General features: G+C 71.1%; 25 protein-coding genes and 1 tRNA gene. 10 read left to right on the forward strand and 16 right to left on the reverse strand.

The features are described 5' to 3' along the window. Positions 1 to 2: 2 nt before the first annotated feature. Entirely contained in the window at positions 3 to 1,667 is a 1,665-nt protein-coding gene (ettA, locus tag AQJ67_RS21670) for an energy-dependent translational throttle protein EttA (protein ID WP_062720715.1), read from the reverse strand. A 299-nt stretch (positions 1,668 to 1,966) separates the two neighbouring features. On the opposite strand from ettA, the gene AQJ67_RS21675 reads away from it, so the two are divergent. Next, a complete protein-coding gene (locus AQJ67_RS21675) occupies positions 1,967 to 2,644 on the forward strand; it encodes an HNH endonuclease family protein (RefSeq protein WP_062720716.1) in 678 nt (225 codons plus the stop codon). A gap of 180 nt (positions 2,645 to 2,824) precedes the next feature. Continuing rightward, a complete protein-coding gene (locus tag AQJ67_RS21680; protein ID WP_062720717.1) occupies positions 2,825 to 3,109 on the forward strand; it encodes a hypothetical protein in 285 nt (94 codons plus the stop codon). 135 nt (positions 3,110 to 3,244) lie between these two features. On the opposite strand, the gene AQJ67_RS21685 is transcribed toward AQJ67_RS21680, so the two are convergent. The 4 genes from AQJ67_RS21685 to AQJ67_RS21700 all read right to left on the reverse strand — a co-directional run bounded on the left by AQJ67_RS21685 (position 3,245) and on the right by AQJ67_RS21700 (position 9,671). After that, positions 3,245 to 4,666 carry a Cys-Gln thioester bond-forming surface protein gene (locus tag AQJ67_RS21685; RefSeq protein WP_062720718.1) on the reverse strand — a complete coding sequence of 474 codons (1,422 nt, stop codon included), beginning with the start codon at positions 4,664 to 4,666 and terminating at the stop codon, positions 3,245 to 3,247. Between the two features lie 261 nt (positions 4,667 to 4,927). Then, positions 4,928 to 5,413 carry a single-stranded DNA-binding protein gene (locus tag AQJ67_RS21690; RefSeq protein ID WP_062720719.1) on the reverse strand — a complete coding sequence of 162 codons (486 nt, stop codon included), beginning with the start codon at positions 5,411 to 5,413 and terminating at the stop codon, positions 4,928 to 4,930. A gap of 358 nt (positions 5,414 to 5,771) precedes the next feature. Next, positions 5,772 to 8,060 (reverse strand): GTPase, encoded by a 2,289-nt coding sequence (locus AQJ67_RS21695; protein WP_079056088.1) that lies wholly within the window; start codon positions 8,058 to 8,060, stop codon positions 5,772 to 5,774. Positions 8,061 to 8,063: 3 nt separating this feature from the next. After that, positions 8,064 to 9,671, reverse strand: a complete 1,608-nt coding sequence (locus AQJ67_RS21700) for a dynamin family protein (RefSeq protein WP_062720720.1) — start codon at positions 9,669 to 9,671, stop codon at positions 8,064 to 8,066. A 320-nt stretch (positions 9,672 to 9,991) separates the two neighbouring features. Between AQJ67_RS21700 and AQJ67_RS21705 the strand changes: the two genes are divergently transcribed. Then, a tRNA-Arg gene (locus tag AQJ67_RS21705) sits at positions 9,992 to 10,064 on the forward strand. A gap of 70 nt (positions 10,065 to 10,134) precedes the next feature. Here the strand turns inward: AQJ67_RS21705 and AQJ67_RS21710 are convergent. The 5 genes from AQJ67_RS21710 to AQJ67_RS45425 form a co-directional block, all read right to left on the reverse strand. Continuing rightward, positions 10,135 to 10,494 carry a hypothetical protein gene (locus AQJ67_RS21710; RefSeq protein ID WP_159058805.1) on the reverse strand — a complete coding sequence of 120 codons (360 nt, stop codon included), beginning with the start codon at positions 10,492 to 10,494 and terminating at the stop codon, positions 10,135 to 10,137. Further along, positions 10,491 to 11,834 (reverse strand): lysozyme family protein, encoded by a 1,344-nt coding sequence (locus tag AQJ67_RS21715; RefSeq protein ID WP_063807351.1) that lies wholly within the window; start codon positions 11,832 to 11,834, stop codon positions 10,491 to 10,493. Before AQJ67_RS21715 ends, AQJ67_RS21710 begins: the two co-directional genes overlap by 4 nt. Before the next feature lie 5 nt (positions 11,835 to 11,839). After that, positions 11,840 to 12,220 carry a hypothetical protein gene (locus tag AQJ67_RS21720; RefSeq protein ID WP_244190546.1) on the reverse strand — a complete coding sequence of 127 codons (381 nt, stop codon included), beginning with the start codon at positions 12,218 to 12,220 and terminating at the stop codon, positions 11,840 to 11,842. Between the two features lie 29 nt (positions 12,221 to 12,249). Then, positions 12,250 to 13,116: an SDR family oxidoreductase gene (locus tag AQJ67_RS21725; protein WP_167366215.1), complete on the reverse strand. Its 867-nt coding sequence runs from the start codon at positions 13,114 to 13,116 to the stop codon at positions 12,250 to 12,252. Positions 13,117 to 13,297: 181 nt separating this feature from the next. Beyond that, complete coding sequence (locus tag AQJ67_RS45425) at positions 13,298 to 14,410, reverse strand: NAD-dependent epimerase/dehydratase family protein (RefSeq protein WP_062720723.1); 1,113 nt, start codon at positions 14,408 to 14,410, stop codon at positions 13,298 to 13,300. Between the two features lie 165 nt (positions 14,411 to 14,575). Here AQJ67_RS45425 and AQJ67_RS21735 point away from each other — a divergent pair, with 165 nt between their 5' ends. Further along, entirely contained in the window at positions 14,576 to 15,535 is a 960-nt protein-coding gene (locus tag AQJ67_RS21735; protein WP_062720724.1) for a D-2-hydroxyacid dehydrogenase family protein, read from the forward strand. Between the two features lie 185 nt (positions 15,536 to 15,720). Here AQJ67_RS21735 and AQJ67_RS21740 read toward each other — a convergent pair whose 3' ends face one another. The 5 genes from AQJ67_RS21740 to AQJ67_RS21760 form a co-directional block, all read right to left on the reverse strand. Continuing rightward, the gene (locus tag AQJ67_RS21740) at positions 15,721 to 16,314 is read right to left on the reverse strand and encodes a DUF2087 domain-containing protein (RefSeq protein ID WP_062720725.1); all 594 of its coding nucleotides are present in this window, start codon (positions 16,312 to 16,314) and stop codon (positions 15,721 to 15,723) included. A gap of 58 nt (positions 16,315 to 16,372) precedes the next feature. Then, on the reverse strand, positions 16,373 to 17,233 hold the full coding sequence (locus AQJ67_RS21745) for a tyrosinase family protein (protein WP_062720726.1): 861 nt from the start codon (positions 17,231 to 17,233) through the stop codon (positions 16,373 to 16,375). Continuing rightward, positions 17,217 to 17,714, reverse strand: a complete 498-nt coding sequence (locus AQJ67_RS21750) for a tyrosinase family oxidase copper chaperone (RefSeq protein WP_062720727.1) — start codon at positions 17,712 to 17,714, stop codon at positions 17,217 to 17,219. The genes AQJ67_RS21745 and AQJ67_RS21750 overlap by 17 nt, the downstream gene beginning before the upstream one ends. 90 nt (positions 17,715 to 17,804) lie before the next feature. Further along, the gene (locus tag AQJ67_RS21755) at positions 17,805 to 18,422 is read right to left on the reverse strand and encodes a vitamin K epoxide reductase family protein (protein ID WP_062720728.1); all 618 of its coding nucleotides are present in this window, start codon (positions 18,420 to 18,422) and stop codon (positions 17,805 to 17,807) included. Between the two features lie 129 nt (positions 18,423 to 18,551). Continuing rightward, positions 18,552 to 19,274, reverse strand: a complete 723-nt coding sequence (locus tag AQJ67_RS21760) for a LamG domain-containing protein (RefSeq protein ID WP_062720729.1) — start codon at positions 19,272 to 19,274, stop codon at positions 18,552 to 18,554. 238 nt (positions 19,275 to 19,512) lie between these two features. On the opposite strand from AQJ67_RS21760, the gene AQJ67_RS21765 reads away from it, so the two are divergent. The 4 genes from AQJ67_RS21765 (at position 19,513) to AQJ67_RS21780 (ending at position 21,399) form a co-directional block, all read left to right on the forward strand. Further along, complete coding sequence (locus AQJ67_RS21765) at positions 19,513 to 19,905, forward strand: hypothetical protein (RefSeq protein ID WP_244190547.1); 393 nt, start codon at positions 19,513 to 19,515, stop codon at positions 19,903 to 19,905. Between the two features lie 389 nt (positions 19,906 to 20,294). After that, the gene (locus tag AQJ67_RS21770; protein WP_062720730.1) at positions 20,295 to 20,630 is read left to right on the forward strand and encodes a hypothetical protein; all 336 of its coding nucleotides are present in this window, start codon (positions 20,295 to 20,297) and stop codon (positions 20,628 to 20,630) included. A gap of 66 nt (positions 20,631 to 20,696) precedes the next feature. After that, positions 20,697 to 21,017 carry a hypothetical protein gene (locus AQJ67_RS21775; RefSeq protein ID WP_062720731.1) on the forward strand — a complete coding sequence of 107 codons (321 nt, stop codon included), beginning with the start codon at positions 20,697 to 20,699 and terminating at the stop codon, positions 21,015 to 21,017. Between the two features lie 61 nt (positions 21,018 to 21,078). Continuing rightward, entirely contained in the window at positions 21,079 to 21,399 is a 321-nt protein-coding gene (locus tag AQJ67_RS21780) for a hypothetical protein (protein WP_062720732.1), read from the forward strand. A gap of 383 nt (positions 21,400 to 21,782) precedes the next feature. Here the strand turns inward: AQJ67_RS21780 and AQJ67_RS21785 are convergent, their stop codons facing one another. After that, positions 21,783 to 22,088 carry a hypothetical protein gene (locus tag AQJ67_RS21785; protein WP_062720733.1) on the reverse strand — a complete coding sequence of 102 codons (306 nt, stop codon included), beginning with the start codon at positions 22,086 to 22,088 and terminating at the stop codon, positions 21,783 to 21,785. 195 nt (positions 22,089 to 22,283) lie between these two features. On the opposite strand from AQJ67_RS21785, the gene AQJ67_RS21790 reads away from it, so the two are divergent. Then, a complete protein-coding gene (locus tag AQJ67_RS21790; RefSeq protein WP_062720734.1) occupies positions 22,284 to 23,423 on the forward strand; it encodes a glycosyltransferase in 1,140 nt (379 codons plus the stop codon). Then, positions 23,420 to 24,886 (forward strand): exopolysaccharide biosynthesis polyprenyl glycosylphosphotransferase, encoded by a 1,467-nt coding sequence (locus AQJ67_RS21795; protein WP_062720735.1) that lies wholly within the window; start codon positions 23,420 to 23,422, stop codon positions 24,884 to 24,886. The genes AQJ67_RS21790 and AQJ67_RS21795 overlap by 4 nt, the downstream gene beginning before the upstream one ends. Positions 24,887 to 24,970: the final 84 nt, after the last annotated feature.

A 24,970-nucleotide genomic window follows, 5' to 3' on the forward strand; every position in this document is an offset into this window, starting at 1 on the left:
GATCAGCCCCGGGTCAGCTTCTTGTAGGTGGCACGGTGCGGACGGGCGGCGTCCGGACCGAGCCGCTCGATCTTGTTCTTCTCGTAGGACTCGAAGTTGCCCTCGAACCAGAACCACTTGGACTCGCCCTCGTAGGCGAGGATGTGCGTGGCCACTCGGTCCAGGAACCACCGGTCGTGGGAGACGACCACGGCCGCGCCGGGGAACTCCAGCAGCGCGTTCTCCAGGCTGCTGAGGGTCTCGACGTCGAGGTCGTTGGTCGGCTCGTCGAGGAGCAGCAGGTTGCCGCCCTGCTTGAGGGTGAGCGCCAGGTTGAGGCGGTTGCGCTCACCGCCGGAGAGGACACCGGCCGGCTTCTGCTGGTCGGGGCCCTTGAAGCCGAAGGCGGAGACATAGGCCCGGGAGGGCATCTCGACCTGTCCGACATTGATGTAGTCGAGCTCGTCGGAGACGACCGCCCACAGGGTCTTCTTCGGGTCGATGTTCGCGCGGCTCTGGTCGACGTACGAGATCTTGACGGTCTCGCCGACCTTGATGGCGCCGGAGTCCGGGGTCTCCAGACCCTGGATCATCTTGAAGAGGGTGGTCTTGCCGGCGCCGTTCGGGCCGATGACACCGACGATGCCGTTGCGAGGCAGCGTGAAGCTCAGGTCATCGATCAGGACCTTGTCGCCGAATCCCTTGGTGAGGTTGGAGACCTCGACGACGATGTTGCCCAGGCGCGGGCCCGGCGGGATCTGGATCTCCTCGAAGTCCAGCTTCCGCATCTTGTCGGCCTCGGCGGCCATCTCCTCGTAGCGGGCGAGACGGGCCTTGGACTTGGCCTGACGCCCCTTGGCGTTCGACCGCACCCACTCCAGCTCTTCCTTGAGCCGCTTGGCGCGCTTGGCGTCCTTCTGGCCCTCGACCTTGAGACGGGTCTGCTTGGTCTCCAGGTACTTGGAGTAGTTGCCCTCGTAGCCGTGCAGGCGGCCGCGGTCGACCTCGCAGATCCAGCCGGCGACGTTGTCGAGGAAGTACCGGTCGTGGGTCACGGCCACGATGGTGCCCTCGTACTTGGCGAGGTGCTGCTCCAGCCAGTTCACCGACTCGGCGTCGAGGTGGTTGGTGGGCTCGTCGAGAAGCAGCAGGTCAGGGGCTTCGAGCAGCAGCTTGCAGAGCGCCACACGCCGCTTCTCACCGCCGGAGAGGTTGACGACGGGCCAGTCGCCGGGCGGGCACCCGAGCGCGTCCATGGCCTGCTCGAGCTGGGCGTCGAGATCCCAGGCGTTGGAGTGGTCGAGGTCCTCCTGGAGCTTGCCCATCTCTTCGAGCAGCGCGTCGGAGTAGTCGGTGGCCATCAGCTCGGCGATCTCGTTGAACCGGTCGAGCTTGCCCTTGACCTCGGCGACGCCCTCCTGGACGTTCTCCAGGACGGTCTTGTCCTCGTTGAGCTTGGGCTCCTGCATCAGGATGCCGACGGTGTACCCCGGCGACAGGAAGGCATCGCCGTTCGACGGCTGCTCCAGCCCGGCCATGATCTTCAGGATGGTCGACTTACCGGCACCGTTCGGGCCGACCACACCGATCTTCGCGCCGGGCAGGAAGTTCAGCGAGACGTCGTCAAGGATGACCTTGTCGCCGATTGCCTTGCGCGTCTTGCGCATGGTGTAGATGTACTCAGCCAAGAGAAACCGTCCGGCAGCTTGAAATCAGGCAGTGGGCAGATACACCCCATCTTGCCGGATCGCCACCCCTCGGGGGAAACCAGTATGGGTCGAGGCCCATGACCTGGGCATTCACCGACCTCGCCGCGCCGGTAGCCGAGGCGTCACTGGTCGTCGCCGGCCCCACGCGTTCGCATGTACGGACATACCCCTGCCGGGTGCCCGTCAGCACACCTGTCCGGTGAACTGACGCCTCCACATGGCTCATCCGTTCGAGTCGAACCCCTCGAACGAGGTGCACGCCGTCAATTCTGCGACGCGTGATCAAGAACCTCAGGCGGGTCGCACTGGCGGCCGCGCTCCTTCTCGCGCCCCTCGCGGCACCCACTCCGGCCCATGCCCAGCACCGCCCGGCGGAGACCTACACGCTCCCCATGGCGGCCTCGGTCCATCTCCTCCCCGTCGCCGCGGAGATGAGGGACGGCTACCAACGCACGAGCTTCAAGCACTGGAACGCCGGCCAGAACCCCACCGACGGCTGCAACACCCGAGCGGAGGTGCTGCTCGCCGAGGCGGTCGAGCGGCCCCAGATCCTCCCCGGCTGCAAGCTCTCAGGCGGGCGCTGGTGGTCGTACTACGACGCTCGCTGGCTCACCTCGGCGTCCGCCCTGGACGTCGACCACATGGTGCCGCTCGCGGAGGCCTGGGACTCCGGGGCGTCGCAGTGGACCGCCGAACGCCGTGAGGCGTACGCCAACGACCTGGCCGTCAACCCCTCCCTCGTCGCCGTCTCCGCGGCCTCCAACCGCAGCAAGGCCGACCAGGACCCGGCTCAGTGGCTGCCGCCCGCCGTCGAGGTCACGTGCCGCTACACCTCGGAGTGGATCGCGACCAAGCTGCGGTGGGGCCTGACCGCCGACGCCGCCGAACTCGAAGCACTCACCCAGCACGCGGAGGCGTGCCCCGGCACCACCGTCACCTACGAACCCGCCCCGTAGCACTCGGGCCCCGCCCCCCTCCCGGCTGGGCGGGGCCCACCAACCGGGTTCTCGTGTGGGACACGCCGACGATTCCCGGCGCGCCATCAGGACATATAGGAATTTTTCACATTAGCCTCTCGTAACTGTACGAAGTCGATCTCTCACGGATCGCACCCACCTCACTCCTTCGGAGATGACATGCACAAGCTTCGCAAGGCTGCCGTCGTGGTCGTGGCCATCGGCACCGCCGGCCTCCTGGGCGCCGGCACGGCCACGGCCGACGGTCACGGTGGCAAGGGCGGGGACAAGGTCAGCGTGCTGCAGAGCTCCAACTGCAAGTCGCACGACCTGAACCTCGACGTCCTCGGCCAGGTCGGCATCCTCAACGGTGCGCTGGGCAGCGCGCTCAACGGCGAGGGCGACCCGGGCGCGCAGGCCACCCACCTCGGCTCGACGATGGGCTGCGACAACAGCGCCTGGTAGGTCGGGCTCGGAGCGCGGCCTCTCACCGCGCCCCATGCCGTAACACCGGTGGAGTACGGACCGTGACGCACGGTCCAACGCCAGGGGCCTGGTCCGCGGAAGCGGATCAGGCCCCTGGTCGGCTTCGGGTCGGTCTCAGTCCTGCGTCGGCAGCTGCTTGTTCCGCACGACGACGAGCGCCGCGCCGCCGATCACGACCAGGCCGATGGCGATGCCCGCGATCAGGGGGGTCATGGCGGAACCACCGGTCGCGGCGAGGTTGGTGTCGTCGGAGTCCGTGCCCACCGTGGCGGGGCTCGGCTCACTGAGGGTCTGGGTGGCGTCGCCCGCCTCGTCGGCCTCGCTCACCTGCGTCTTGCAGTCCAGCACGCCGGTGAACCGCTTCTCGAAACCGCCCGGCCCCTCGATGGTGAAGTCGTAGGCCTGGTCCTCCTGCAGAGGGATCGTCACCGTCTGCGACTTGCCCGCGGGGACGCTGTACTTCACCCCGAGCAGCTCGAAGTCGAACGGCTCGGTGCCCTCGTTGGCCGCGGTGATGTCGACGCCGCCCTTGGCGCAGTTCTCCACCGCCGACAGCGCGGGTATCGCACCCGTCCTGGCCCAGGTCGCGGTCGCCGTCGCCGAGACCGTCGACTCGCTGGAGCCGGCCAGGATCTGCGTCTGGCTGCGGCTCTCGGCGGCGAAGGCACGGCCCACGGGCACGGTCGTCGACGCCTGCACGGTCAGCTCCGCCTGGCCGTCCGCCGCCTTCTCGGGCACCTGGAAGAAGACCTGGCTGCCGTTCGCGACGGACGTGACGGCCCCGCCGTCCTTGTCCACGATCCGCACCCCGCTGGTGGCGGCGTCCGCGGGCGGCGTCACCGTCGCGCTGCCGGCGTTGGTGTGCACCGTCACCGGTCCCAGCCGCTCCCCGGAGTGGCCGGAGACCGCGGGCGGGTCCAGCGTGAGCGAGGCCTGGGGCTCCGCCACGCCGCGCGCGTTCTTCTGCAGATAGTCGGCGAGCTGCTCGGCCTGCGGGTCGACGGCCTCGACGTCCACCCCGTCCGAGTAGCGCCAGATGGCCACCTGGGTGCCGGCCGCCGCGTCCTGCTCGGTGAGGCCGCCCTTGACGCCCGCCTTGCCGGCGAGCGCGGCGAGGTCGTTCACCTGGGGGTAGGAGTTCTGGAGGATCCAGCGGATCCTGCCCGCGTCCTTGTTGGCGCCCAGCGAGGTGCCGCTCCAGGGCGTCTCGTGGTACTTGGCGTCGCGCTGCGTGGGGTTGTGGATGTCGACGCAGTACGTCTGCAGCATGCCGCCGCCGTCGACGGACATCTCGAACAGGCCGGCCGAGATCTCCTGGTCGCCGGAGTCGGCGTGGACGATCGCGGCACCGTACGTCTTCAGGCCGCCGATGGTGGCCGTCGCCCCGCCCTGACCCAACGCCGCCTCGTCGGCCGCGGCCGGGCCGGCGCCTGCCCACACCGAGGCGGCGACGAGCCCGGACACCAAGGACGCGGCGGCGACACGGGCCGCCCCTCGCCGCCTGTGGACCGACAGCGCAGAGAACGCAGCAAACACAGAATTCCCCTTCGAGCAGGACCCGTTGACGTGGGGGGAACGGTCCCACCAGCAGAATCAGAAGCCCCGAGAGCTACGTCCGGCATCCTAGGTACGCGACGCACCACGCTTCCCTGGGATCCCGTCGGAGGGCCGATCCGACTCGGAATCGTTATCGCCAAGATCCCTTATGAGCAGGGCTTATCGACAAATCCACCGGGGTCGTTCGGAACGCATTCGCCGATAAGCCGCAGTTCGGTCAGCCGCTTCGGGTGACTGACGTCACGTCACCATGACGGCCTCTGGGGCCTGTTGGACGCCCACGTCCGCGTTCGCGTCCACCTCGGCGGGCGGTGTCTCCCAGTCGGGCTCGGGTTGCGCTGGTGACGCGGTGGTGGCTCCGGTCTCCGGCCTGGGGATGCGGCGGAAGGCCGAGGTGCCGCGCGCCAAGTCGTGGCCGATCGCCGTCGCGTCGATGTCGGCCGAGGTCCAGCTCTGCCCCTCGCGCACGTCCGAGCGCACCTTCAGCCTGCCCTGCACCACGACGGGGTCACCTACGTTCAGCGACCCGGCGGCGTTCGTCGCGAGCTGCCGGTTGGCCCACACCGTGAAGAAGTTGGTGTGTCCGTCGGTCCACTCGTTCTTCCCGCGATCCAGATAGCGCGAGGTCACCGCCAGCCGGAAGCGCGCGGACGGCCCCGTCGCCAGCTCCCGGTACACCGGCTGCGTCGCCACGTTGCCCACCGCGCAGATGATCGTCTCGTTCATCGCGAACCCCTCCCTCACCCGGCCGCTCCCGCCGGGCCGATACGCGTACGGGCCCGTCCCGTACGGCTGCGTCCGACATGACGGCCACGCGGCCAGGTACGTCCTGGTGCGCCGCCGTCACCGCGATCGACCGCTTCCGTCGCGATCACCGCGAAGCCAGACTGCCTCCGTCGGGCCGAGCCCGCTGAGCCCTGTGGACCACCGCTCGCCTGTGGACATCTCCGCCACTCGAACGGGTGACCCGCGCCCCGCCGACCGGGTCAACCGCTGGTCGCAGGGGGCCTCCTGGTCGCAAGGGGCCTCCTGGTCGCAGGTCACGTCCCTAGGCTCTGGCTCTGATGACCCCGCTGGTCCCGGGTCACCGCGCCGAAGACCCCACCCCCATGACCCGCCCGTACTGCTCCCGGACCTCCCGGTACCGCAGCAGCTCCGCCGCCACCGGATCCAGCACCCGGGCCCGCCCGCAGCCGGCCGCCGCCTCCCGCAATCGGCGTTCCGCGTCCAGGCCGTACCGCCTGGCGGGCCCCCGGGCCGCCATCCGGCAGCCCCACTCGACCAGCGGACCACCGGCGATACCGGCCACCATCAGCAGCACCGGCACACCGAGGTTGGGCGCCATGACCCCGACGATCTGGCCCACCAGCCAGAGTCCGCCGATGACCTGAAGGATCGTCATGGACGCCTGGACCAGGACGGCCGCCGGCCACCAGCCCGGCCGCGGGGGCCGCCCGGGTGGCAGTCCGGCCCGTGCGGCCAGCTCGTCCAGCGCCTCCGGCAACCCCTGGGCACCCCGTACGGCCGCCTCGCGCACCGCCTGCGCCCACGGTGTGGGTAGCCCGGCCGACGCCTCGTCACCGACCGTTCGCACGGCCTGTTCGACGCGCTGCCGCGCGGTGGCCTCCTCGTCCGTCTGCGCCCGCAGGGACAGCCGTCCCGTCGGGGGTTCGCCCCGGTCCTGGTACCAGCGCCACAGCCGTAGCCAGGGCGTTCCGCACGCGCGGTTGGCGTTGCGCAGCCAGGCCCGCTCGGCGGCCTCGCCCGCGGCGGTGGCGCCGATCGCGTCCGCGAGCCGCGCGGAGAACTCGTCGCGCGCCTCCTCGCTGAGCCCGGTGCGCCGTCGCGCCGCGTACACAGGCCGCAGCTTCCACCCGGCGGCGTCGACGTCGGCCGAGATGCGGCGCGCGGCCGCCCCGCGTTCCGCCACGAACTGGCCCAGCGCCTCCCGCAGGTCGCCGACGCCGTCCCCGGTGAGCGCGGACAGCGCGAGTACGACGGCGCCCGGTTCGCCGTGCTCGCCCAGCGCGATGCCGTCCTCGTCCAGGAGCCGCCGCAGATCGTCGAGAACCTGGTCGGTGGCCTCGCCGGGCAGCCGGTCGATCTGGTTGAGGACGACGAACATGATCTCGGCGTGCCCCGCCATGGGCCGCAGATAGCGCTCGTGCAGCACTGCGTCGGCGTACTTCTCGGGGTCGACGACCCAGATGACCGCGTCGACGAGCGCCAGGACGCGGTCGACCTGCTCGCGGTGCTGCACGGCCGCCGAGTCGTGGTCGGGAAGGTCGACGAGGACGAGCCCGCGCAGCTGCCCGTCCGCGGCCGCGTTCTGCGCGGGCCGCCGCCGCAGCCTCGGCGGGATGCCGAGCCGGTCGATGAGGCCGACCGCGCCGTCGCTCCAGCTGCACGCGAGCGGTGAGGCGGTCGTCGGCCGTCGTACGCCCGTCTCCGAGATGGTCACTCCGGCGAGCGCGTTGAACAGCTGCGACTTGCCGCTGCCCGTGGCGCCCGCGATGGCGACGACCGTGTGCTGCCCGGACAGCCTGCGGCGGGCGGCCGCCTCGTCGAGGACCCGGCCCGCCTCGGAGAGCGTCCTGTTGTCGAGCCTGGTGCGCGAGAGTCCGACCAGTTCGCGCAGCGCGTCCAGCCGGGACCGCAGCGCGCCGTCGTACGCGAGCGGCGTCACGACCTGCGCCCCGGAAGCGCGCGGCTCCACGATGGCGGGTTGCTCCGGAGCAGCGGTTTCATTCACCCTCCGTGCGATCAGCCCGTCGTCCCAGGGGGACGCGGATTCGGTACCGGTGGGGCCATCCGCACCGGTCGACGCTTCGGTGCCGGCGGCGGAGTCCGTACGGGTGGGGGGTGCCGTACGGGCGGGGGACTCCCTACGGGCGGGGGATTCCGTACGCCGGGAGGTGTCTGCGCCCTTACGCCCCCCGGGCTCAGGGACCGCGGCACGCACCTGTGCGTCGCCGCCCTCGCGGCCGCCGGAGTCGGGGACGTCCACGCGCGCGGGCGTGTCGTCGGGCTCCCCGTCCTCCAGGCGTGGGGGCTCCGCGCGTGGAGGCTCCGCGCGTGAGGGCTCCAGCCGCGGATGCTCCACGCGCGCGTGGTCGTCGCCCGCGCGGCACTCCTGCTTCGCCAGCTTCCTCCAGAGCTTGCGCATCTCCGGCTCCTCGGCACCTGCGGAATCCTCGCCCTCGTCGGGCTCTCCCTCCGCGCGGTCGCCCGCCGCGGGGAAGCCGTTCTCACCAGCGGCGTCCACAGGGGGTGCGCTCACCGGTACGTGGTGCTCGCGCTCGTCGTCCTTGGCGGCGCCGTCCTCCTGCTGATCGGCGTGTTCGGTGTGGTCCTGGTCAGTGACAGCAGTCACCGGTCACCTCTCCTTCTGCAGTACGGACAGCGCGGCGATGAGTTCGGCCTGGGGCTCGGGGTGGACCTCCAGGGCGTCGAGCGGGGCGAGTCGTCGCTCGCGTTCGTTGTGCATGACGCGGTCCAGGTGTTCGTTGAGCAGCCGCCCGGCCCGGTCGCGCAGCCGCAGCGCCCCGTGCGCCCCGATCCGCTCGGCGAGCCCCTCCCCCGCGGACCGCGCCCGGCGTCCGCCCAGCAGGGCGGTGGCGACGAGTGCGGTGACGACCTCGGAGTCGGGGGCGACGCTGCGGTCCAGGACGCTCACCTCGTCCTCCGCGTACTCCTCGAGTTCCCTGCGCCAGCGCCGTACGGCCACACCGATGCGGTGCTCGACGCTCGCGGGTCGTGGGTCACGGCCCGTCAGTTCGGGGGCGGCGGCCGCGGGTTCGCGTCGCCAGGCGTCGTCGACGCGCTCGTCGGCGGCGGTGACGGCGCACAGCAGGAGGGTGCTGAGGCTCTCCACCAGCGAGTCGAGGAGCTCACCGGCGGTGCTGTCGAGCGGGAAGGCGCGCCAGCGTTTCAGCGCGTCCCCGGCGAGCACGGCACCGGCTTGCAGGCGGCTCCGCACGCGCGCGTACTCGCTGTCGTACGCGCTGTCCACGGCGTTGGTGAGCCGCAGTGCCGCCGCGTACTGGGCGGCGGCGGCGTTGGCCAGCTCCGGCATGCGGACCTTGAGGGAGTCGAGGAGGCCGTGGGCCGTACGGGCGACGGCGTGCTCCCGCGCCCCCGGGTCCTGGGCCTGCTGACTGAGCCAGGTGCGCAGCGGTGCCACCGCCGTGGCCGGCAACAGTCCGCCGCCCCAGGCAGACTCGGGCAGTTCGGGCACGGTGAAGCGCGGTACGTCGCCGAGGCCGGCCTTGGTGAGGAGCGCCCCGTACTGCCGGGACACCTCGGACACGACCTGGTGGGGCACCCGGTCGAGAACAGTCACCAGGGTGGCGTCGTACTCCTTGGCGGTGCGCAGCAGATGCCAGGGGACGGCGTCGGCGTAGCGCGCGGCCGTGGTCACCATCACCCAGATGTCGGCCGCGCAGATCAGTTGCGCGGCGAGGACACGGTTGTCGGCGATCAGGGAGTCGATGTCGGGCGCGTCGAGGAGGGCGAGGCCGCACGGCAGCGTGTCGGCGGTCTCGACCCGCAGCACGCGCGCGGAGTCCTCGGCGGACAGCATCAGCTCGTCCGCCTGATCGTGTTCGGTCACCCACACGCGTGTGAGGTCGGGCAGGACCCGCATCCCGCTGAACCAGTGATGGTCCTCGGGATGGCAGACCAGCACGGGGTTACGCGTCGTCGGCCGCAGCACGCCTGCCTCGGTCACGCGCCGGCCCACGAGGGAGTTGACGAGCGTCGACTTGCCGGCGCCGGTGGATCCTCCCACCACGGCCAGCAAGGGCGCTTCGGGCTCCTTCAAGCGGGGCACCAGATAGTCGTCGAGCTGCGCAAGCAGTTCGTCGCGGTTGGCACGCGCGCGTGGCGCCCCCGCCAGGGGCAGCGGGAAGCGTGCGGCGGCGACACGGTCGCGCAGGGCGGAAAGTGCGTCGAGCAGCTGAGGCCGTACGTCCAAGGTCACCACATGCGAAGAATGCCCAATTTTAGGGGATTTCTGAAGCATATGAGCATGTCTGCGCGCCGACGGGACACAAGGGATGGAAGGGATGACTGGGACACGGGGACAGTCCAGGCATAACGAGTGCACAACACCCGGGGCGCAAGAGGCCAAAAGCGGTGCGCGATTCGCACCTGCCTGCGATTATCAGGACCGCTTCACCGAACCTCCACATCGAGCCACGGAGGCGAAGCAGCAGGGACACGGATGCGGGAGCCCTATCCTTGTCTCCGGCGTCGTCACGGGTCAGCCTCACCAGGGCACCACGACCGAGGCCACCACAGCCGGCCCCCGTAGCTCAGTGGATAGAGCAGGCGCCTTCTAAGCGCTTGGCCGCAGGTTCGAGTCCTGCCGGGGGCGCCCATGCTCCGCCCTCCTTCGGGAGGGCGTTTTTGCTGGTCAGGGCCGTTTCGTGCAGGTCGGGATCAGGTCAGCGGGCCGGCAGGAACAAAGTCACGCGCCCCCAAGCCGCCGCCGTCAGCACCACGCACGGCACGAGCCACCACGGCCGCAGCCACCGGCGCGCCACCGCCAGCGCGGTTATCGGTGCGGTGATGAGAGCGCAGGTGAGGCCGATCGTTCCGAACAGGTGGATGTGGTCGTAGGCCTGGTGGTCCCAGGGGCCGAGTGGGTGGGACAGGTAGGCGACGGTGGTGGCGGCGCCCGAGATCAGGAGGCCCGTGAGCAGCAGGGTCGCGCAGGCGGCGCCTTTCAGTCGCGAGGGCCGTGACGACGACGCTTTAGGCGTCTGCGGCGTCTGTGGAGCCCGCGGCTCCGGCGGCACGGTCACGACTCCAGTGCCCGCTTCGCGTCGTCGACGCTGCCGTCGAATCCGCGGCCGTAGCGCTGGGCGTCGTCGCTGCGGTAGTAGGGGCCGCCGTTGTAGCGGGCCGCGAGTTCCTGCATCTGTTCTCTCGTCATCCGCTCGGGCGGAACGTCGGCGAACTCGCTCTCGGCCTTGAGCTGGGCGAGGTACTCCGAGGCGATGTAGATGTTCTGGCCCGGGTCCTTGGAGGCGTTGACCACCTCCTCGCGCTGGGCGTCGGTGAGGTTCTGCGGGTCGTAGCCGAGGACTTCGGCGGACCGGCGTACCTGGATGGCGATCGGGCCCATGGAGGTCTGGTCGGCCTCCCCGGTGCCGGGTATGTGACGACGTACGCCGTAGGCGGCCTCGTCGATCCAGGAGGGGTCGCCCTCGACCTCCATCCAGGCGATGCCCGCCACCATCTCGGGAGGCAGCCCGGAGCTCTGCGCGGCGTCGTTGATCAGCGCCTTGTTGCCCGCGATGTACTGGCGGCGCCCTGCGTCGTCGTCGGACGGCAGATACAGGTAGTGGTCCTGCGCGGCCGGCAGACGCGCGAGCCGGTCCCGGATGCGCTGGAGTGACGGCGAGACCGGTGTGTCGCCCGACACCCCGGGGATCGCGTCGACCTTCGTGCCGGTGCCGGGGAGTTGGGTGTTCGGGTCGTGCCCGGCCTCGCCCACCTCCCGGCGCAGCGCGTCCACGGCGCCGACCAGCAGCGCGGGGTAGCCGCTGTCCCCACCGCGGAAGTCCGGCAGGGACCGCAGGGCCGCGCGTATCTCGTGCACGCAGTCCTCCCGCGCCGCGGACTCCACGCGCTCGGCGTCGCCGTAGTGGTCCCTGGTGGCGTTGTAGTACTGCTCGGCCTCCTCGCGGATCGCGTCCACGTCGACGGTGAGTTCGGCGACCCAGTCGAGGAAACCGGTCGTGGCGCGCAGGTCCTCCCACTGGCGCAGCGGCTCGGCGGCGCGCGCGGTGGGAGTGATCGCCTGTGCCTCCCGGGACATCACCTCGACCAGCCGGTCCTCGGTGGTCCGCCCGTTCTCGAAGTGCCCCTTGGCCCGCTCGACGGCCGTGGCGTAGTCGTCCAGCGCCTTGCGTACGCGCCTGAAGGCGGCCGCGAGGTGCTCCGCCAGATCGAGCGCCTCCTTCAGCCGCCTGGTGTAGCGCTCCCGGTGTTCGCTCTCCCACTCGACCTTGCCGGCCTTGCGGAAGTCGTCGTCGCACGAGGCGAGCAGGGAGTGCAGGCGGCCGTACTCGGCCGCGGTCCGTTCGATCAGCTGTGGGTTCGACGCGTCGAGGAACTCCACGTCCGCACGGTAGGCCACGGCGCTCACCGGTCCTCGGGCGCGACGTAACGGCCCTTGTCGAGCAGGTCGTCCATCGCGCGCTGCGCGGTCGCGTCCGCCCGCACGTACGCGTTCCCCGTCGACCGCAATTTGGTCGACAGCGCCGACAGCAACGTCACCAGGTCGCCGTACTGGTCCTGCGCATAGCGCGCGAAGTCCTCGACCGCTTCGGCCACTTGGGGGTGCGAGCGCGGCACGCGGCACTGCGTGGCGTTCTCCCCGTCCATGCGCCCGGCGTACAGCAGTCCGGCCAGTTCGTTCAGAAGATGCGAACTGCCGTCGATGGACTCGGCCCCTGCCGAGAACCCTCCAGGCCCCGTACTCATCGTTCCCCCGATGTCGACAATGATCGCGACCGTGAGCATGCCAGTTGCGGATGCAATCTGTCACGCTGTCACAGGTCGGTGCCCCCGCTGACGTCCAGATACTGACCGGTGATCCACCGGGAGTCGTCGGAGGCGAGGAACGCCACCACGTCCGCCACGTCGGAGGGCCTGCCGATCCGGTCGAACACCGACCGTGCGGCCAGGGCTGCCCGCGCCTCGGGAGTCGTCCTGCGCCGGGCGTTCATGTCCGTCTCGACGAACCCCGGCCCGACCGTGTTCACGGTGATGCCACGAGGGCCGAGTTCCTTCGCCAGAGCCAGGGTCATCGTGTCCAGCGCGCCCTTGGACATGGCGTACGCGAGCGACTCGGGGAAGGCGCGCCGCGTGGCGAGGGAGGAGACGTTGACGATACGGCCGCCGTCGCGCATCCGCGGCAGCGCGTTCTGCACGAGGAAGAACGGCGCCTTGGCGTTGACAGCGATCATGCGGTCGAAGACCTCGGGCACCGCCTGCCCCACCGGCCCCGAACCGCTCGCCCCCGCGTTGTTCACCAGGATGTCCAACGGGCCCTCGGCACCCGGCGTTCCCACACCCGCTGCCTCGACCCCCGCTGCCTCGACCCCCGCTGCTCCGGCACCCACTGCCCCGGCATCCGTCCCCTCGCCGCCCAGTTCCTCCCGCACCCCTGCGTCGAAGGCCTCGAAGACCGCGGCGGCGTCACCGGGCACCCCGAGCTCGGCGCCGAGCGCGAAGGCCCGCCCGCCGTTGCGCCGTATCTCCCCTACGACTTCCAGAGCGGCGGCCTCACTGCGCCCGTAGTGGACGCCGACCAGCGCCCCGTCACGGGCGAGGCGGGTGGCGATGGCTCGGCCGATGCCGCGGCCTGCCCCGGTGACCAGTGCGATCTTGCCGGTCAGTGCGCGTTCGATGTTCACGAAGACCCTGTGTCCGTAGAGGGATGAGAAGGAGAGGGATGAGGAGGAGTGTTGCGTACGTGGAAGCGCCGGCGGGCCTGCCCTCAGCCATCAGCCGTCAGGAGTCAGCCGTCAGCCATCAGCCGTCAGCCATCAGCCGTCAGCCATCAGCCATCAGCCGTCAGCCGTCAGCCGTCAGCCGTCAGCCGCCCAGGAACCGCCCATACCACCCCGCGTGTTCGGCCACCCCCTGCGCGAACCCCGGCCCAGGATCCACCCCCACCCCGGCCCAGAACCCGTCGTCCGCGAACCAGTGGTCCACGGCGAGCATGTCGAGGTGGTGCAGTGCGCGCGGCTGCCCGGCGAGTCGTGTCCGGGCCTCGTCGACGTCCAGTGGAGCGCCCGGCAGGTGTAGGCCGAGCAGGTCGGCGACCGTGTCGAGCAGTTCCGAAGTGCCCACCGGTTCGGGGTGGTTGACGTGATGGACGCCCGACAGTTCCCGCTTCGACAGCCCGGCGGCGAGCACCGCGCGTCCCAACGCCCGTACGTCGACGGCCGATTGCCGGGCGACGCATCCCTCGATGCGCGCCGACAGCAGTTCCAACACGGTGACCAGGCCGGGCACCACCCAGCGGTCGCCGGCCCCGAGCACGAGGTGGGGGCGCAGTACGACCCCGCCCGCGTCCAGGACATGCCGCTCGGCGGCGGCACGGGAACGGCTGGTCGGTGAGGCCGGTGCGAGGGGTGGCCCGCCCGGGAGCGCGGCGGTGAAGGGTCCTCGGCCGTACACGGCGGCCGTGCTCACGTAAACGACGCGGGCCACTCCGGCGCGCGTCGCCTCCTCGACGAGGGCGCGGGTGCCGTAGTCGTTGACGGCCTCGGTGAGCCGTTCGTCGGCGCCGATGTGGGAGGCGCAGTGCAGGACGACGTCGACGCCGTCGCAGACTCCGCCCAGCGACGGCGGGTCGGTCAGGTCGGCGCGTACGACGTCCACCGCCTCGGCGTCGGAGTCGGCGTCGGAGTCGGCGTCGGAGTCGGCGTCGGAGTCGGCGTCGGCGTCGGCGTCGGAGTCGGCGTCGGCGTCGGAGTCGACGCCGGCGTCGGCGTCGGCGTCGGCGTCCGGCAGCCTCCCCGGATCGCGTAACACGAGCCGGACCGGGGGCGACGTGTCGCCGTCCTGCCACTCCCCTGCCGACTCCCCTGCCGACTCCCTTACCGACTCCCTTACCGACTCCCGTACCGACTCCCGTACGGCCGCGACGACATGGCCGCCGACGAAGCCGCTGCCTCCGGTGACGAGGATGCGTGGTGACAAGGTGGGCCTCCCTCTGGCCGGCGGTCCGCGCGCCGTGATCAACAGTCGGTGACACACCCGCCGCGGGTCAATCGCGCCAGGGCTCGCCGCACCCACCACCCCGACTGTCGGACCCGTTCCGTAAAGTCGGTCCAGTCGGTGCCCCGGCCATGGAGAGGAACCCCCGTGCGGCTGCGCTGTGCTGTGCTCGACGACTTCCAGGACGTGGCGACGCGGGTCGCCGACTGGTCGCCGCTCGCGGACGACGTGGAGGTCGTCCCGTTCACGACCCACTTCCCCGACGAGGACACCCTGGCCGAGGCCCTCGCCGACTTCGACATCGTGGTCACCCTGCGCGAGCGCGTCCCCTTCCACGCCTCCCTGATCGCCCGGCTCCCCCGGCTGAAGCTGCTCATCGCCTCCGGCATGCGCAACACGGTCATCGACTACGCCGCCGCCGAGGCGCACGGCGTCACCGTCTGCGGCACGGCCAGCACCTCGACCCCGCCGGTCGAGCTCACCTGGGCGCTGCTGCTGGGCCTGGCCCGCGGTCTCGTCGAGGAGAGCAGCGCCCTGCGCTCCGGAGGCCCCTGGCAGCAGACGGTCGGCGCCGACCTGCACGGGCGTCGGCTCGGGCTGCTCGGCCTCGGCAAGATCGGCAGCCGGGTGGCCCGGGTCGGTCTCGCCTTCGGCATGCACGTCACCGCCTGGAGCCAGAATCTGACCAAGGAGTACGCCGACGAGGTGGGCGTCCATCTGGCGGCCTCCAAGGAGGAGTTGCTCGCCGACAGCGACTTCGTCTCGATCCACCTCGCCCTCAGTGACCGCACCCGCGGCCTCCTCGGGCCCGCCGAGATCGCCCTGCTCAAGCCGACGGCGTATCTGATCAACACCTCGCGCGCGGCGATCGTCGACCAGGACGCTCTGCTCGGTGTCCTGCGCCAGGGCCGGATCGCCGGCGCCGGCGTGGACGTGTTCGACGTCGAGCCCCTGCCCGCCGACCACCCGATGCGCACGGCTCCCCGGCTGCTCGCCACCCCCCACCTGGGCTATGTCTCGCAGGCCAACTACGCGACGTACTACGGCCAGGCGGTCGAGGACATCCAGGCGTACCTGGCGGGTTCACCGGTACGACGGCTGCCCTGAGGCGGGCTACCGGAATTCGCCCCCGCCGCCCCTACCCGTCCCATCCCATCCCATCCCTGGGGGCTGCGCCCCCAGACCCCCCCTGATCGGCCCTGCGGGCCTCGTCCTCAAACGCCGGACGGGCTGAAAATGCCTGGGCCGGCGGGGACTCGTCCTCAAAACGCCAAACAGGCTGAAGGCGGCCGTCAGGCGATGTCGGCTTCCCCCGCACCCTCGGCCGGCCTTCGGTAGATGCCCTCGCTCCGGCGCAGATGGTGCAGGTCCACCAGATAGCGCCGGAGCGTCACATGGTCGATGTCGTCGCTGTCCTCGCACCAGGCGCGCAGCTTCTCGTTGACGGTTCGCTCCGGGTACTCGACGCCTGGCTCGAAGGTCTGCTCGGCGATGTGCCGCAGCACCAGCTTCTTGCGGGTCCACCGCGCGGGCAGCCGGACCAGCCGGCCGTCCCGGACGAAGGTCCGCAGGACCAGGTCGGCGGCCCGCTGCTCCCCGGACGCCGGGCCTTCGGCGGCTGCGGCGTGCTGCTCTCGCCGGGCAGCGGTTCGCGTGTACTCCTTGAACAGGCTGTACGCCACGCCCAGTTCGCCGTCGTCCCCGGCCGTCACCACGCCGTGCTCCCGCAGTCGCAGCAGTGCCACGGCCGTCTCCTTCGCGGGCAGCCCCGCCGCCTTGGCGACCTGCTCGGCGCTTCCCGCGCCCAGCGCCACGGCGGCGAAGGCGCGTACCCGGCTTTCCTCGGCGAACAGTCGGACCAGTTGTTCCGTCGGGTCGGTTGCCATGCCCGGAGGCTAGTGGACCCGGGGCCGCGGGGCTCAGCGATTTTCGGCGGGCCCGGTCTCACCCGTACCGGTAGATCCCGGACATGTCCTCCAGCTCGTCCGGAGTGACGTCCCACGGCGGCAGCTTCTCGTTGCGGGCCACGATCCGGCGGTACTGGGTGCTGCTCCGGCCCGGCGGTTTCGCCGGCGCGTAGCGGTGTTTGCGGTGGCGCCGCTGCCAGCGCTGCCACTGCATGTCGACGAAGGCGTGGACCAGCCAGAACACGGGGTCGTTGACGGACGCGCCGCCGAGCATGGCGCCGCCGACCCAGCGATGGACCCGGTTGTGGTTGCGCCAGGGGTTGTTGCTGCTGCCCCAGCCCTCCATCTTGTTGCGGAAGCCCTTGGAGACCGTGGAGTCCCACGGGGAGACGTCGTAGGCGGGGTCCTTCAGCGCCCAGTTCAGGTCGTCCCGGGTGGGCAGGTCGATCGGCCGGCGCGAGCGGCCCAGGTCCCGGGTGAGGAACTCGACGTTGGTGATCCTCGCCCTGAGGGTCCAGTTGCCCGTCGCGTAGGCGAACGGCCCGGTCATCACCTGCCGGTCCACGGGTCGCCCGTTGCCGCCGAGCAGATCGTCGGTCCATGGCAGCGAGGTGGCCGAACGGTCCCGGGTCCAGTCCCAGTACGGCACCGTCACCGAGTCGTCGACGCGGCGCAGGGCGTTCTCCAGGTCCAGCACGAACCGGCGGTGCCAGGGCAGGAAGGAGGGCGTCATGTGGGCGGCGCGCAGGCCACGGTCGCCGTCCCCGCGGAAGTGCTCGATGTGCAGCCGTACGAAATCGTCGTACTCGCCGCTCCGTTTGACCTCCAGCAGTGCCTCGACGAACCGCCGCCGCTCGGTGCGCGTCAGCTTGCTCACGTTCTTACGCACGTACACCATGCTGTGCCTCCCCGTGCGGGTGCCCGCCGCCGAAGGGCCCGGGGGCCAGGTCACGCAGCCGCCGCAGCGGGCCGAGCTCGTCGACGGCGGCGCGGGTCGCCTCCAGCGGGGTCTCGTACCAGCTGTAGTGGTCGACCATGCTCAGCCAGGTGCCGTCGGCACGCCGCATCAGATGCAGCGGCCGTCCGTCCACGGTGACCTGCCACTCGGCTCCGAGGGCGGACAGGCCCTGGAGGGGAAGGGGGGCGCCCTGGATGCGGCGGCCGCGGTAGGTCTCGTCGAAGGGGGTGCCGGTGTCCGGCTGCACGTCCGCGGGCCGCGCGGGCCGGGAGGCGGTGACGACCGGGGCGAGCGCGACGGCGGCGGAGGCGAGCAGCACCCGCGCCACCTCCCGCCGTGTCCGCCTCTCCGGCTCGCTCCGCACCGGGGCGCCCGCCCCCTGCACCGCACCCACCGACACTCCGTCTGCGCTGACGGCCATCGCTCACTCCTCGTACGGTTCGGCTGTTCGTACGAGTAACCGTGCGGGGCGCTCCACGGTCACCGCCGAAGCGCCCATACGGTGCAATGGTCAGCTGGTCCAGAAGTCCCACCAGCGGGTCAGGATCAGCATGCCGACGATCCCGATGTGCAGTACGGGGAGCACCCAGGTGAACTCCGAGAAGAACGTCTTCACCGGGTCCGGCGCGGGCAGGAAGCCGTGGCGCACGACGAAGGACGTCACGTACCAGAAGAGCGGGATGGTCCCGAGCCAGGCCAGGCAGCACCACAGGCACAGGGCGTCGATCCGGTACAGGGACTCGAACTGGAGCCAGGAGACGAACCCGATGCCGAAGACGCATCCGGCGGCGAAGGTCAGCCAGTACCAGCGCGGAAACGTGGCCCCGGCCAGCAGGCTGACGCCGACGCAGATCACGATGCCGTAGGCCACCAGACCCAGCATGGGGTTGGGGAACCCGAAGGCCTCGGCCTGGTCACTCTCCATGACGCTGCCGCAGGACACCACGGGGTTGAGGCTGCACCCGGGTGTGAAGTCCGGGTCCTCCAGCAGCTTGAACTTGTCGAGGGTGATGACCCAGGAGGCCAGCAGTCCCGCCGCCCCGCAGACCACCAGGAGCAGGGCGAACGCCCGGCTGCCACCGGCGGTCGGGCGGATCGGCCGTGCGGAGTCGCTCGAGTCAGGGGCCACCGCGCGACCTTATCGACGGCCCACGCGACTTCCCGGCGTACGCTCCCCCGTCCGGCCGACATCACGGCGGGCATCCGCCCGAACGGGGGACCGGGACGGGACCGGGAGGGGTGGCCGGGTGTCGTGCGGTCAGCGGTAGACGCGGACGAAGTCGACGTCGAAGGTGATGGGTGCCGGGCCGCAGGGGGCCGGGTGGTGCTCGCCCGCGCTCAGGGACAGGTTGAGGATCAGATACGCCGACCAGCCGGGGCCGACGCCGGTGCCGTCGGAGAAGACGTGCTCGCCGTTGACGTACCAGTCGACGCAGTGCGCGCCGTAGCTGGTGCCGATGGTCAGCCAGCGGTCCGGGCCGATCGCGTCGGCGTCGGTGTGGTAGGCCGAGGCGTGCCGGACGTGGTTGGACAGTTCCAGCAGATACGGGTTGTCCGGGTGGTACTCGAAGGAGTCGACCTCGTTCCCGCCGTCCTTCCAGGTCCACAGCGCCGGCCAGGCTCCGGTCCCGGAGGGCAGTCGGACGCCGGTCTCGACGTGGTCCCCGGTCCGCACCTGGAAGCCCTCGACGGAGTACTCGGTGGTGAGCAGGCCGGTGTGCCAGGCCGGCCGGCCGTTCTCCAGGGTGCGGCCGGCCGGTACGGCGGTGAAGGTGGCCACCCCGTCGGAGACGGTGACACAGCGGGGGTCGAGCCAGTCCAGCTTGTTGTCGTCCGGGTTGTGGTCGCAGTAGCGGTAGGCGCTCGATCTGTCGCCGACCCATGTGGTGCCCCACGCGATCGGGTCGTCGAACTCCTCCGCCCAGACGAGCGACCTGCCAGGGGGTGCGCTCGACGTGGACGTGTCGCTGTAGGTGGTCATGGCGGCGAGGGTAGGCCGCCGGACGTCTCCTGCCGGACCGACTCGACGGAGGTGTGGGCAGACAATTCCGAAATTCATCTTTCCGACCAGATGCCTATCCCCCGGAATCCCTCTGCGCATTACATTCTTCACTCCGCTGACTTTCATGCGTATGGCGTAACGCGCCGCATTTACAGGGCCGTTGGACTGCTATGTTCTCCAACCGTCGGATCAGAGGTACTTTCAAGCGAGGTGAATCATGAAGAAGGCAGTTTTCACCACAGCGGCGTTGGCCATCGGTGCGGGTCTTGTGGGTGGCTCCGCCGCCGCGGCGGTCGCCGCCGGAGGTTCGGGTGTTTCCACCAGTCCGATCGGCGGACTCATGTCCCCGACCAAGGTGACGCCTGCGGTCGTGCCCGCGGCCGACGTGGTGACGCGACTGGCCCGGGACGGCGGTGTCACCAAGGGCAGCGCGTTCGACAAGACCAAGTCGGGAGGCATGTCCGGTGTCTACCTGGACGGCATGGACCCGAACGCCGCGAAGCGGCCCACCATTCCGGTGAAGAACCCGGCCGGAAGCGGCGAGGTCCAGATCCACCCGTTGCACGCGCCGACGGCCAGCGGCCTCGGCACCCTGCTTCCCAACAAGTGACGACCCGGCAACCCTTTGAGTCGGCCGTACCGGCGTATGCCGGCCCCGGAATTCTGAGACTCTGATCCGGTTCTCGACAACCGGAGACCGCGCGCGGGCCCGGATGCAGAAATCCGGACCGGCGATCAGGTCTCCGTACAACGGCGGCCCGCACCCACTGGCCCCGTGCATCATCCGTCCGGCCCACCGGCCCTCACCCGCCGGTGGGCCGGACGCATGTCAGCGGTGTTCCGGCCGCTCTATTCGGCCCCGTCGCACCTCGGATTTCGCGCGTTGCGCCATCCGAAGGAATCTGGCCGCGTTTGATTGTTCCCGCCGTGACTTATGCATGCATATACGGGTTTCCTTTTCGTAAGCGTGCGCAACCGTGAATTCAGGAAGGAACCGAGTTGAGCAAGAAGTTCGCGGTCATCACGGCCCTCGCCCTCAGCACCGTCGTCGGCACCGCCGGCCTTGCCTCCGCCGGCGAGTACGACGGCAACGGCAAGACCACCACCGTCAAGGGCGGCAGCGGCTTCTCGTCGGCCCCCGTCGTCGTGAACGCCCCCCAGCAGGGCGTTCTCATCGTCAACGGCACCCTCGTCGACGGTCGCTGCCTCGCCCCGTGGTCCAACGGAGCCGTTCTCGCCGGCACCGTGGCACCGAACTCGCGGTACGCCTCCTGCAACACGGCCAAGATCGACCAGGCGCAGAACGCCGTGTCGGCGAGTGGCCTGCTGATGTGACCTCCGCTGCGAACTGTTCGCAGCGGTACGTGAATTACCCCAACGCAGCCCCGAAAGGCGCAACTCATGCGTAAGAAGGTTACGGCCATCTCCGTGCTCGCGGCCGGCATCGCCCTCGCGACCGGCGGCACCGCCGCGGCCGACAGTGACACCACCACGGTCAAGGGCGGCAGCGACTTCTCGTCGGCCCCGGTCGTCGTCAACGAACCCCAGCAGGGCGTCGCCATCGTGAACGGCACGGTCGTCGACCTCCGCTGCGCCGTGCCGTGGTCCAACGGAGCCGTCCTCGCCGGCACCGTCGCACCGCACTCGCGCTACGCCGCCTGCAACACGGCCAAGATCGACCAGGCGCAGAACGCCGCGTCGTCGGCTGGCCTGCTGATGTGACTCCTGCTCCGAGGAATTCGGAGCAGGTAAACCCCGAACGCAGTCCGGAAAGGCTCAACTCATGCGTAAGAAGGTTACGGCCATCTCCGCCATCGCCGCGGGTATCGTCATCGCGACCGGCGGCACCGCCACGGCCGACGGTGACACCACCACGGTCAAGGGCGGCAGCGGCTTCTCGTCGGCCCCGGTCGTCGTGAACGAACCCCAGCAGGGCATCGCCGTGGTCAACGGCGCCCTCCTCGACGCGCGTTGCCTCGCCCCGTGGTCCAACGGAGCCGTCCTCGGCGGCGTCGCCGCGCCGCGCTCGCGCTACGCCTCCTGCAACACGGACAAGATCGACCAGGCGCAGAACGCCCCGTCGGCGGCTGGCCTGCTGATGTGACCAGCGCTTCACCCGAGGGCGGTCCGCCGGATTTCCGGTGGACCGCCCTCGGTGTTTGGGCGCCTTACGACGAGAGCTCCGGCGCACAAAAGACCGTGGGCCCTGTCTGCGTCAGCGTCAGACAGGGCCCACGGTCAAGGAGCGCCGGCAAGGAGGAAAGAGCGCCCATTCACGGGGTTCAACGAAGCTTTTCCCTCCGTGGTCACCCCGAGTCCTCCGTTCGGCCCAAATGGAATACCAAAGGGCAATCGCACTCCGCCGCCCTGCCCGCCCCCGCCCCCACATGCCGAAGGGCCGGCTCCGAGTGATTCGGAGCCGACCCTGGTCATCGAGCCGAAGGCCAACGGCGCGGCAGAAAGGAACGAGGGGTCCGCCGCGGGCGACTACTTGATCGGGAGTCCGCCGAGCAGCCGGCCGTCGACGGGGTTCGGCAGGGCGCCGCCGAGGACGGGGGTCTTCACCATGCCCTGGGACTGCACGCCCTTCTTCACCTTGTCCGCGGTGCGCTTCACGTTGTTCCCCACGTAGCCCGTCGGCACCTTGGCGGCCGAGGGGAGGCTGCGGGCGACCGTCTTGCCGTTCTCGACGAGGCCCGACGACGGCATGTCCACCGCGGCGGCGCCGGGCACGGTGGCGCCGGCGATGGCGAGGGAGCCGACGACGACGGCAGCAGCCTTGAGGTTCTTCATGATGTTCCTTTCCAGGAATTACACGGTCTCGGTTCTCTTGGGCTAACGAGAGGGGATCCCTCGGGAAACCCCCGTGGCGCCAAATGGGTGGTCCGGTGAATGAAACAACTCCGAAAACACCACCGTTCCCCCACACTTGACCGCTTCTCAGATAAGTATGGATAAGTGTCTTTATTCGAAAGGGCGGCCTCGGTCATGCGCATTGCGCCGCACATCCTGCATGTCGCCCAGCCCGTCGAGGGCGGTGTCGCGCGGGTCGTGACGGACCTGGTGGCGGCTCAACTCGCCGCGGGGTTGCGGGTGTCCGTGGCCTGTCCGGCCGGCGGCACGCTGGCCGAGGACCTCAGGGCGCTGGACTGCACGGTGGTCCGCTGGGACGCGACCCGCGCGCCGGGGCACCGACTCCCGGGCGAGGTACGGCAGTTGGCGCGCGTGTTGCGCGGGGTGCGGCCGGACCTGGTGCACGCGCACAGCGCGAAGGCGGGGCTCGCGGCCCGGCTGGCGGTGCGCGGCGCCGTGCCGACCGTGTTCCAGCCGCACGCCTGGTCGTTCGAGGCCGCGGACGGAGTCGTCGCGCGACTGGCGCTGGGCTGGGAGCGGTTCGGGGCCCGGTGGGCGACACGCGTGCTGTGTGTGAGCGAGGCCGAGCGGCGCACCGGAGTGCGGTCCGGTATCGACGCCTCGTGGCGGGTGGTCGCCAACGGGGTCGACACCTTCCGGTTCCGGCCGGAGGGAGACCGCGCGCGCCGCGGGGCGGGCCCGCTCGTGGTGTGCGTGGGCCGGCTGTGCCGGCAGAAGGGTCAGGACGTACTGCTGGCGGCCTGGCCCGAGGTGGTGCGGCAGGTGCCGGGCGCGCGGCTGGTGCTGGTCGGTGACGGTCCGGACGCGGACGGACTGCGCTCGGGTGCGCCCGGGTCGGTGGAGTTCGCCGGCGCGACGGCCGACACCGCGCGCTGGTACCGGGCCGCGGACGTCGTGGTGCTGCCGTCCCGCTGGGAGGGCATGGCGCTCGCCCCGCTGGAGGCCATGGCGTGCGGCCGGCCGGTCGTCGTCACGGACGTGGACGGGGCGGGCGAGAGCCTTCCGCCCCGCCGTCCGCCGGGCTGCCCGGTGCCGCCGGAGGACCCCGGGGCGCTGGCCCGGGCGCTGACGGCGCTGCTGCTCGACGAGCCGCTGCGCGCGGAGCTCGGCGCTCAGGCCCGGGCACATGTGCTCGCCCGCCACGATCTGCGGCGCGCCACGGACGCGGTGACCGACGTCTACCGCGAGTTGCTCGGCCTCGCCACCACGCGGGGCGTCGAACCGAACGGGGGCAGGGAGTGCGTCACCACATGACCGCGGAGAGCACCGTCGCCTCGCCCGGGCAGCAGCGGACGGCGCAGGACGCCGTCACCGCTGTCGACCCGCGCGGCCGGGCCGCCGGACGCCGGGCGGCCTTCGGGCGCGGTGCGCGTCGCCCGCGGCCCGGCTCCCGGGCGACGCTGTGGCTGGTCGACGGCGGGGCCGCGCTGTCGGCCGCGGTACTGGTCCTGCCCGCACCGCACCGGTTCTCGCCGGTCATCGTGGTGCTCGTCCTCGGTGTGATCGCGATGAACCGCCGGGCCACGCTGTACGACACCTTCCTCGTCCCCGGCGTACTCGACGAACTCCCCGCTGTCTGCGGCCGGATCGCGGTCGGCTGGGCGGCGGTCGTGGCGGTCTCCCCGCTGGGCTCGCTCCCGCCGGCCGTGCCGGCCACCGCGGTCACCGTGCACTGTCTCGCGGCCTGTGCGGGCCGTGAGGCGGTGCACGGGCGGCGGCGCCGGGCGCTGCGGCGGCGGCCCCGTCCGGCCCTGGTGGTCGGCCCGGTCGCGGTGGCCCGGCTGGTCTCGGCCGCGCTGCTGCGCCAACCGGGCTGTGGGGTACGGCCGGTGGGACTGCTCGCCGACGACCCGGACGTCCTCGGCGACGCCGACGACGAGGCCGGGCTGCCAGTGCTCACCACGGCGCAGGACGCGCGGCGGGCGGTGATCCAGAACGGGGTGGAGACGGTGCTCGTCGTGGGGGCCGCCACCCGGACGGAGAAGGCCGCCGTGCTGCGGGGGCTGGCCGCGTACGGCTGCGTGCTGTGGGAGCTGGACGCGGATCCGCCGTCGTACGGCCCCGGTGGGCGCCGTCAGGGGGCGGGGCAGCTGGCCGGGTTCTCGCGCAGGTTGTTGGGGCCCGGCGGCGGACGGCGGCGCGGGAGCGTGGGCAAGCGGGTGCTGGACGTGGTGCTCTCGGGTGTGCTGCTGGTGCTGGCCGGGCCGGTGCTGCTGGTGTGCGCGGCCGTGCTGCGGGTCATGGACGGGCCGGGTGTGGTGTTCCGGCAGGAGCGGATCGGCAAGGACGGCCGGCCGTTCACGATGCTGAAGCTGCGCACCCACCGGCCGGCCAGCGCGCACGAGGCGGCGACCCGCTGGAGCGTGGCAAACGAGCAGGACATGAGCCCGTTCTGTCATTTCCTGCGGCGCACCTCGCTGGACGAGCTGCTCCAGCTGTGGAACGTCTTCCGCGGCGACATGAGCCTGGTCGGGCCGCGGCCCGAACGGCCGTACTTCGTCGCGAAGTTCAGCCAGGCCCATCCGGGCTATCCGGCCCGCCACCGGATGCGGACCGGGATCACCGGGCTCGCGCAGATCCACGGGCTGCGCGGTGACACCTCGATCGAGGACCGGTGCCGTTACGACAACGCCTACATCGACAACTGGTCGCTGTGGCAGGACGTCTGCATCCTGCTGCGCACGGTGGCCCAGTTCGTCCGGCCGACAGGGAGCTGAGCACCGGTGAGTACTTCCCCCACGGCCTCTCCCCCGCTCGCGCCGCCCCGGCCGAAGCCGCGGGCCCCGCTGGGCCGGTCCGGC

The sequence above is a fragment of the Streptomyces caeruleatus genome (assembly GCF_001514235.1).
GTDB lineage: Bacteria > Actinomycetota > Actinomycetes > Streptomycetales > Streptomycetaceae > Streptomyces > Streptomyces caeruleatus.

What these genes read in the sequence shown, in the direction of transcription:
- AQJ67_RS21775 (WP_062720731.1), top strand. Translation starts at nt 20,697, where the DNA reads ATGCGTAAGAAGGTTACGGCCATCTCCGTGCTCGCGGCCGGCATCGCC.
- AQJ67_RS21790 (WP_062720734.1), top strand. Translation starts at nt 22,284, where the DNA reads ATGCGCATTGCGCCGCACATCCTGCATGTCGCCCAGCCCGTCGAGGGC.
- AQJ67_RS21785 (WP_062720733.1), bottom strand. Translation starts at nt 22,088, where the DNA reads ATGAAGAACCTCAAGGCTGCTGCCGTCGTCGTCGGCTCCCTCGCCATC.
- AQJ67_RS21680 (WP_062720717.1), top strand. Translation starts at nt 2,825, where the DNA reads ATGCACAAGCTTCGCAAGGCTGCCGTCGTGGTCGTGGCCATCGGCACC.
- AQJ67_RS21720 (WP_244190546.1), bottom strand. Translation starts at nt 12,220, where the DNA reads ATGCTCACGGTCGCGATCATTGTCGACATCGGGGGAACGATGAGTACG.
- AQJ67_RS21690 (WP_062720719.1), bottom strand. Translation starts at nt 5,413, where the DNA reads ATGAACGAGACGATCATCTGCGCGGTGGGCAACGTGGCGACGCAGCCG.
- AQJ67_RS21765 (WP_244190547.1), top strand. Translation starts at nt 19,513, where the DNA reads ATGAAGAAGGCAGTTTTCACCACAGCGGCGTTGGCCATCGGTGCGGGT.
- AQJ67_RS21795 (WP_062720735.1), top strand. Translation starts at nt 23,420, where the DNA reads ATGACCGCGGAGAGCACCGTCGCCTCGCCCGGGCAGCAGCGGACGGCG.
- AQJ67_RS21745 (WP_062720726.1), bottom strand. Translation starts at nt 17,233, where the DNA reads ATGGTGTACGTGCGTAAGAACGTGAGCAAGCTGACGCGCACCGAGCGG.
- AQJ67_RS21780 (WP_062720732.1), top strand. Translation starts at nt 21,079, where the DNA reads ATGCGTAAGAAGGTTACGGCCATCTCCGCCATCGCCGCGGGTATCGTC.
- AQJ67_RS21760 (WP_062720729.1), bottom strand. Translation starts at nt 19,274, where the DNA reads ATGACCACCTACAGCGACACGTCCACGTCGAGCGCACCCCCTGGCAGG.
- AQJ67_RS21740 (WP_062720725.1), bottom strand. Translation starts at nt 16,314, where the DNA reads ATGGCAACCGACCCGACGGAACAACTGGTCCGACTGTTCGCCGAGGAA.
- AQJ67_RS21750 (WP_062720727.1), bottom strand. Translation starts at nt 17,714, where the DNA reads ATGGCCGTCAGCGCAGACGGAGTGTCGGTGGGTGCGGTGCAGGGGGCG.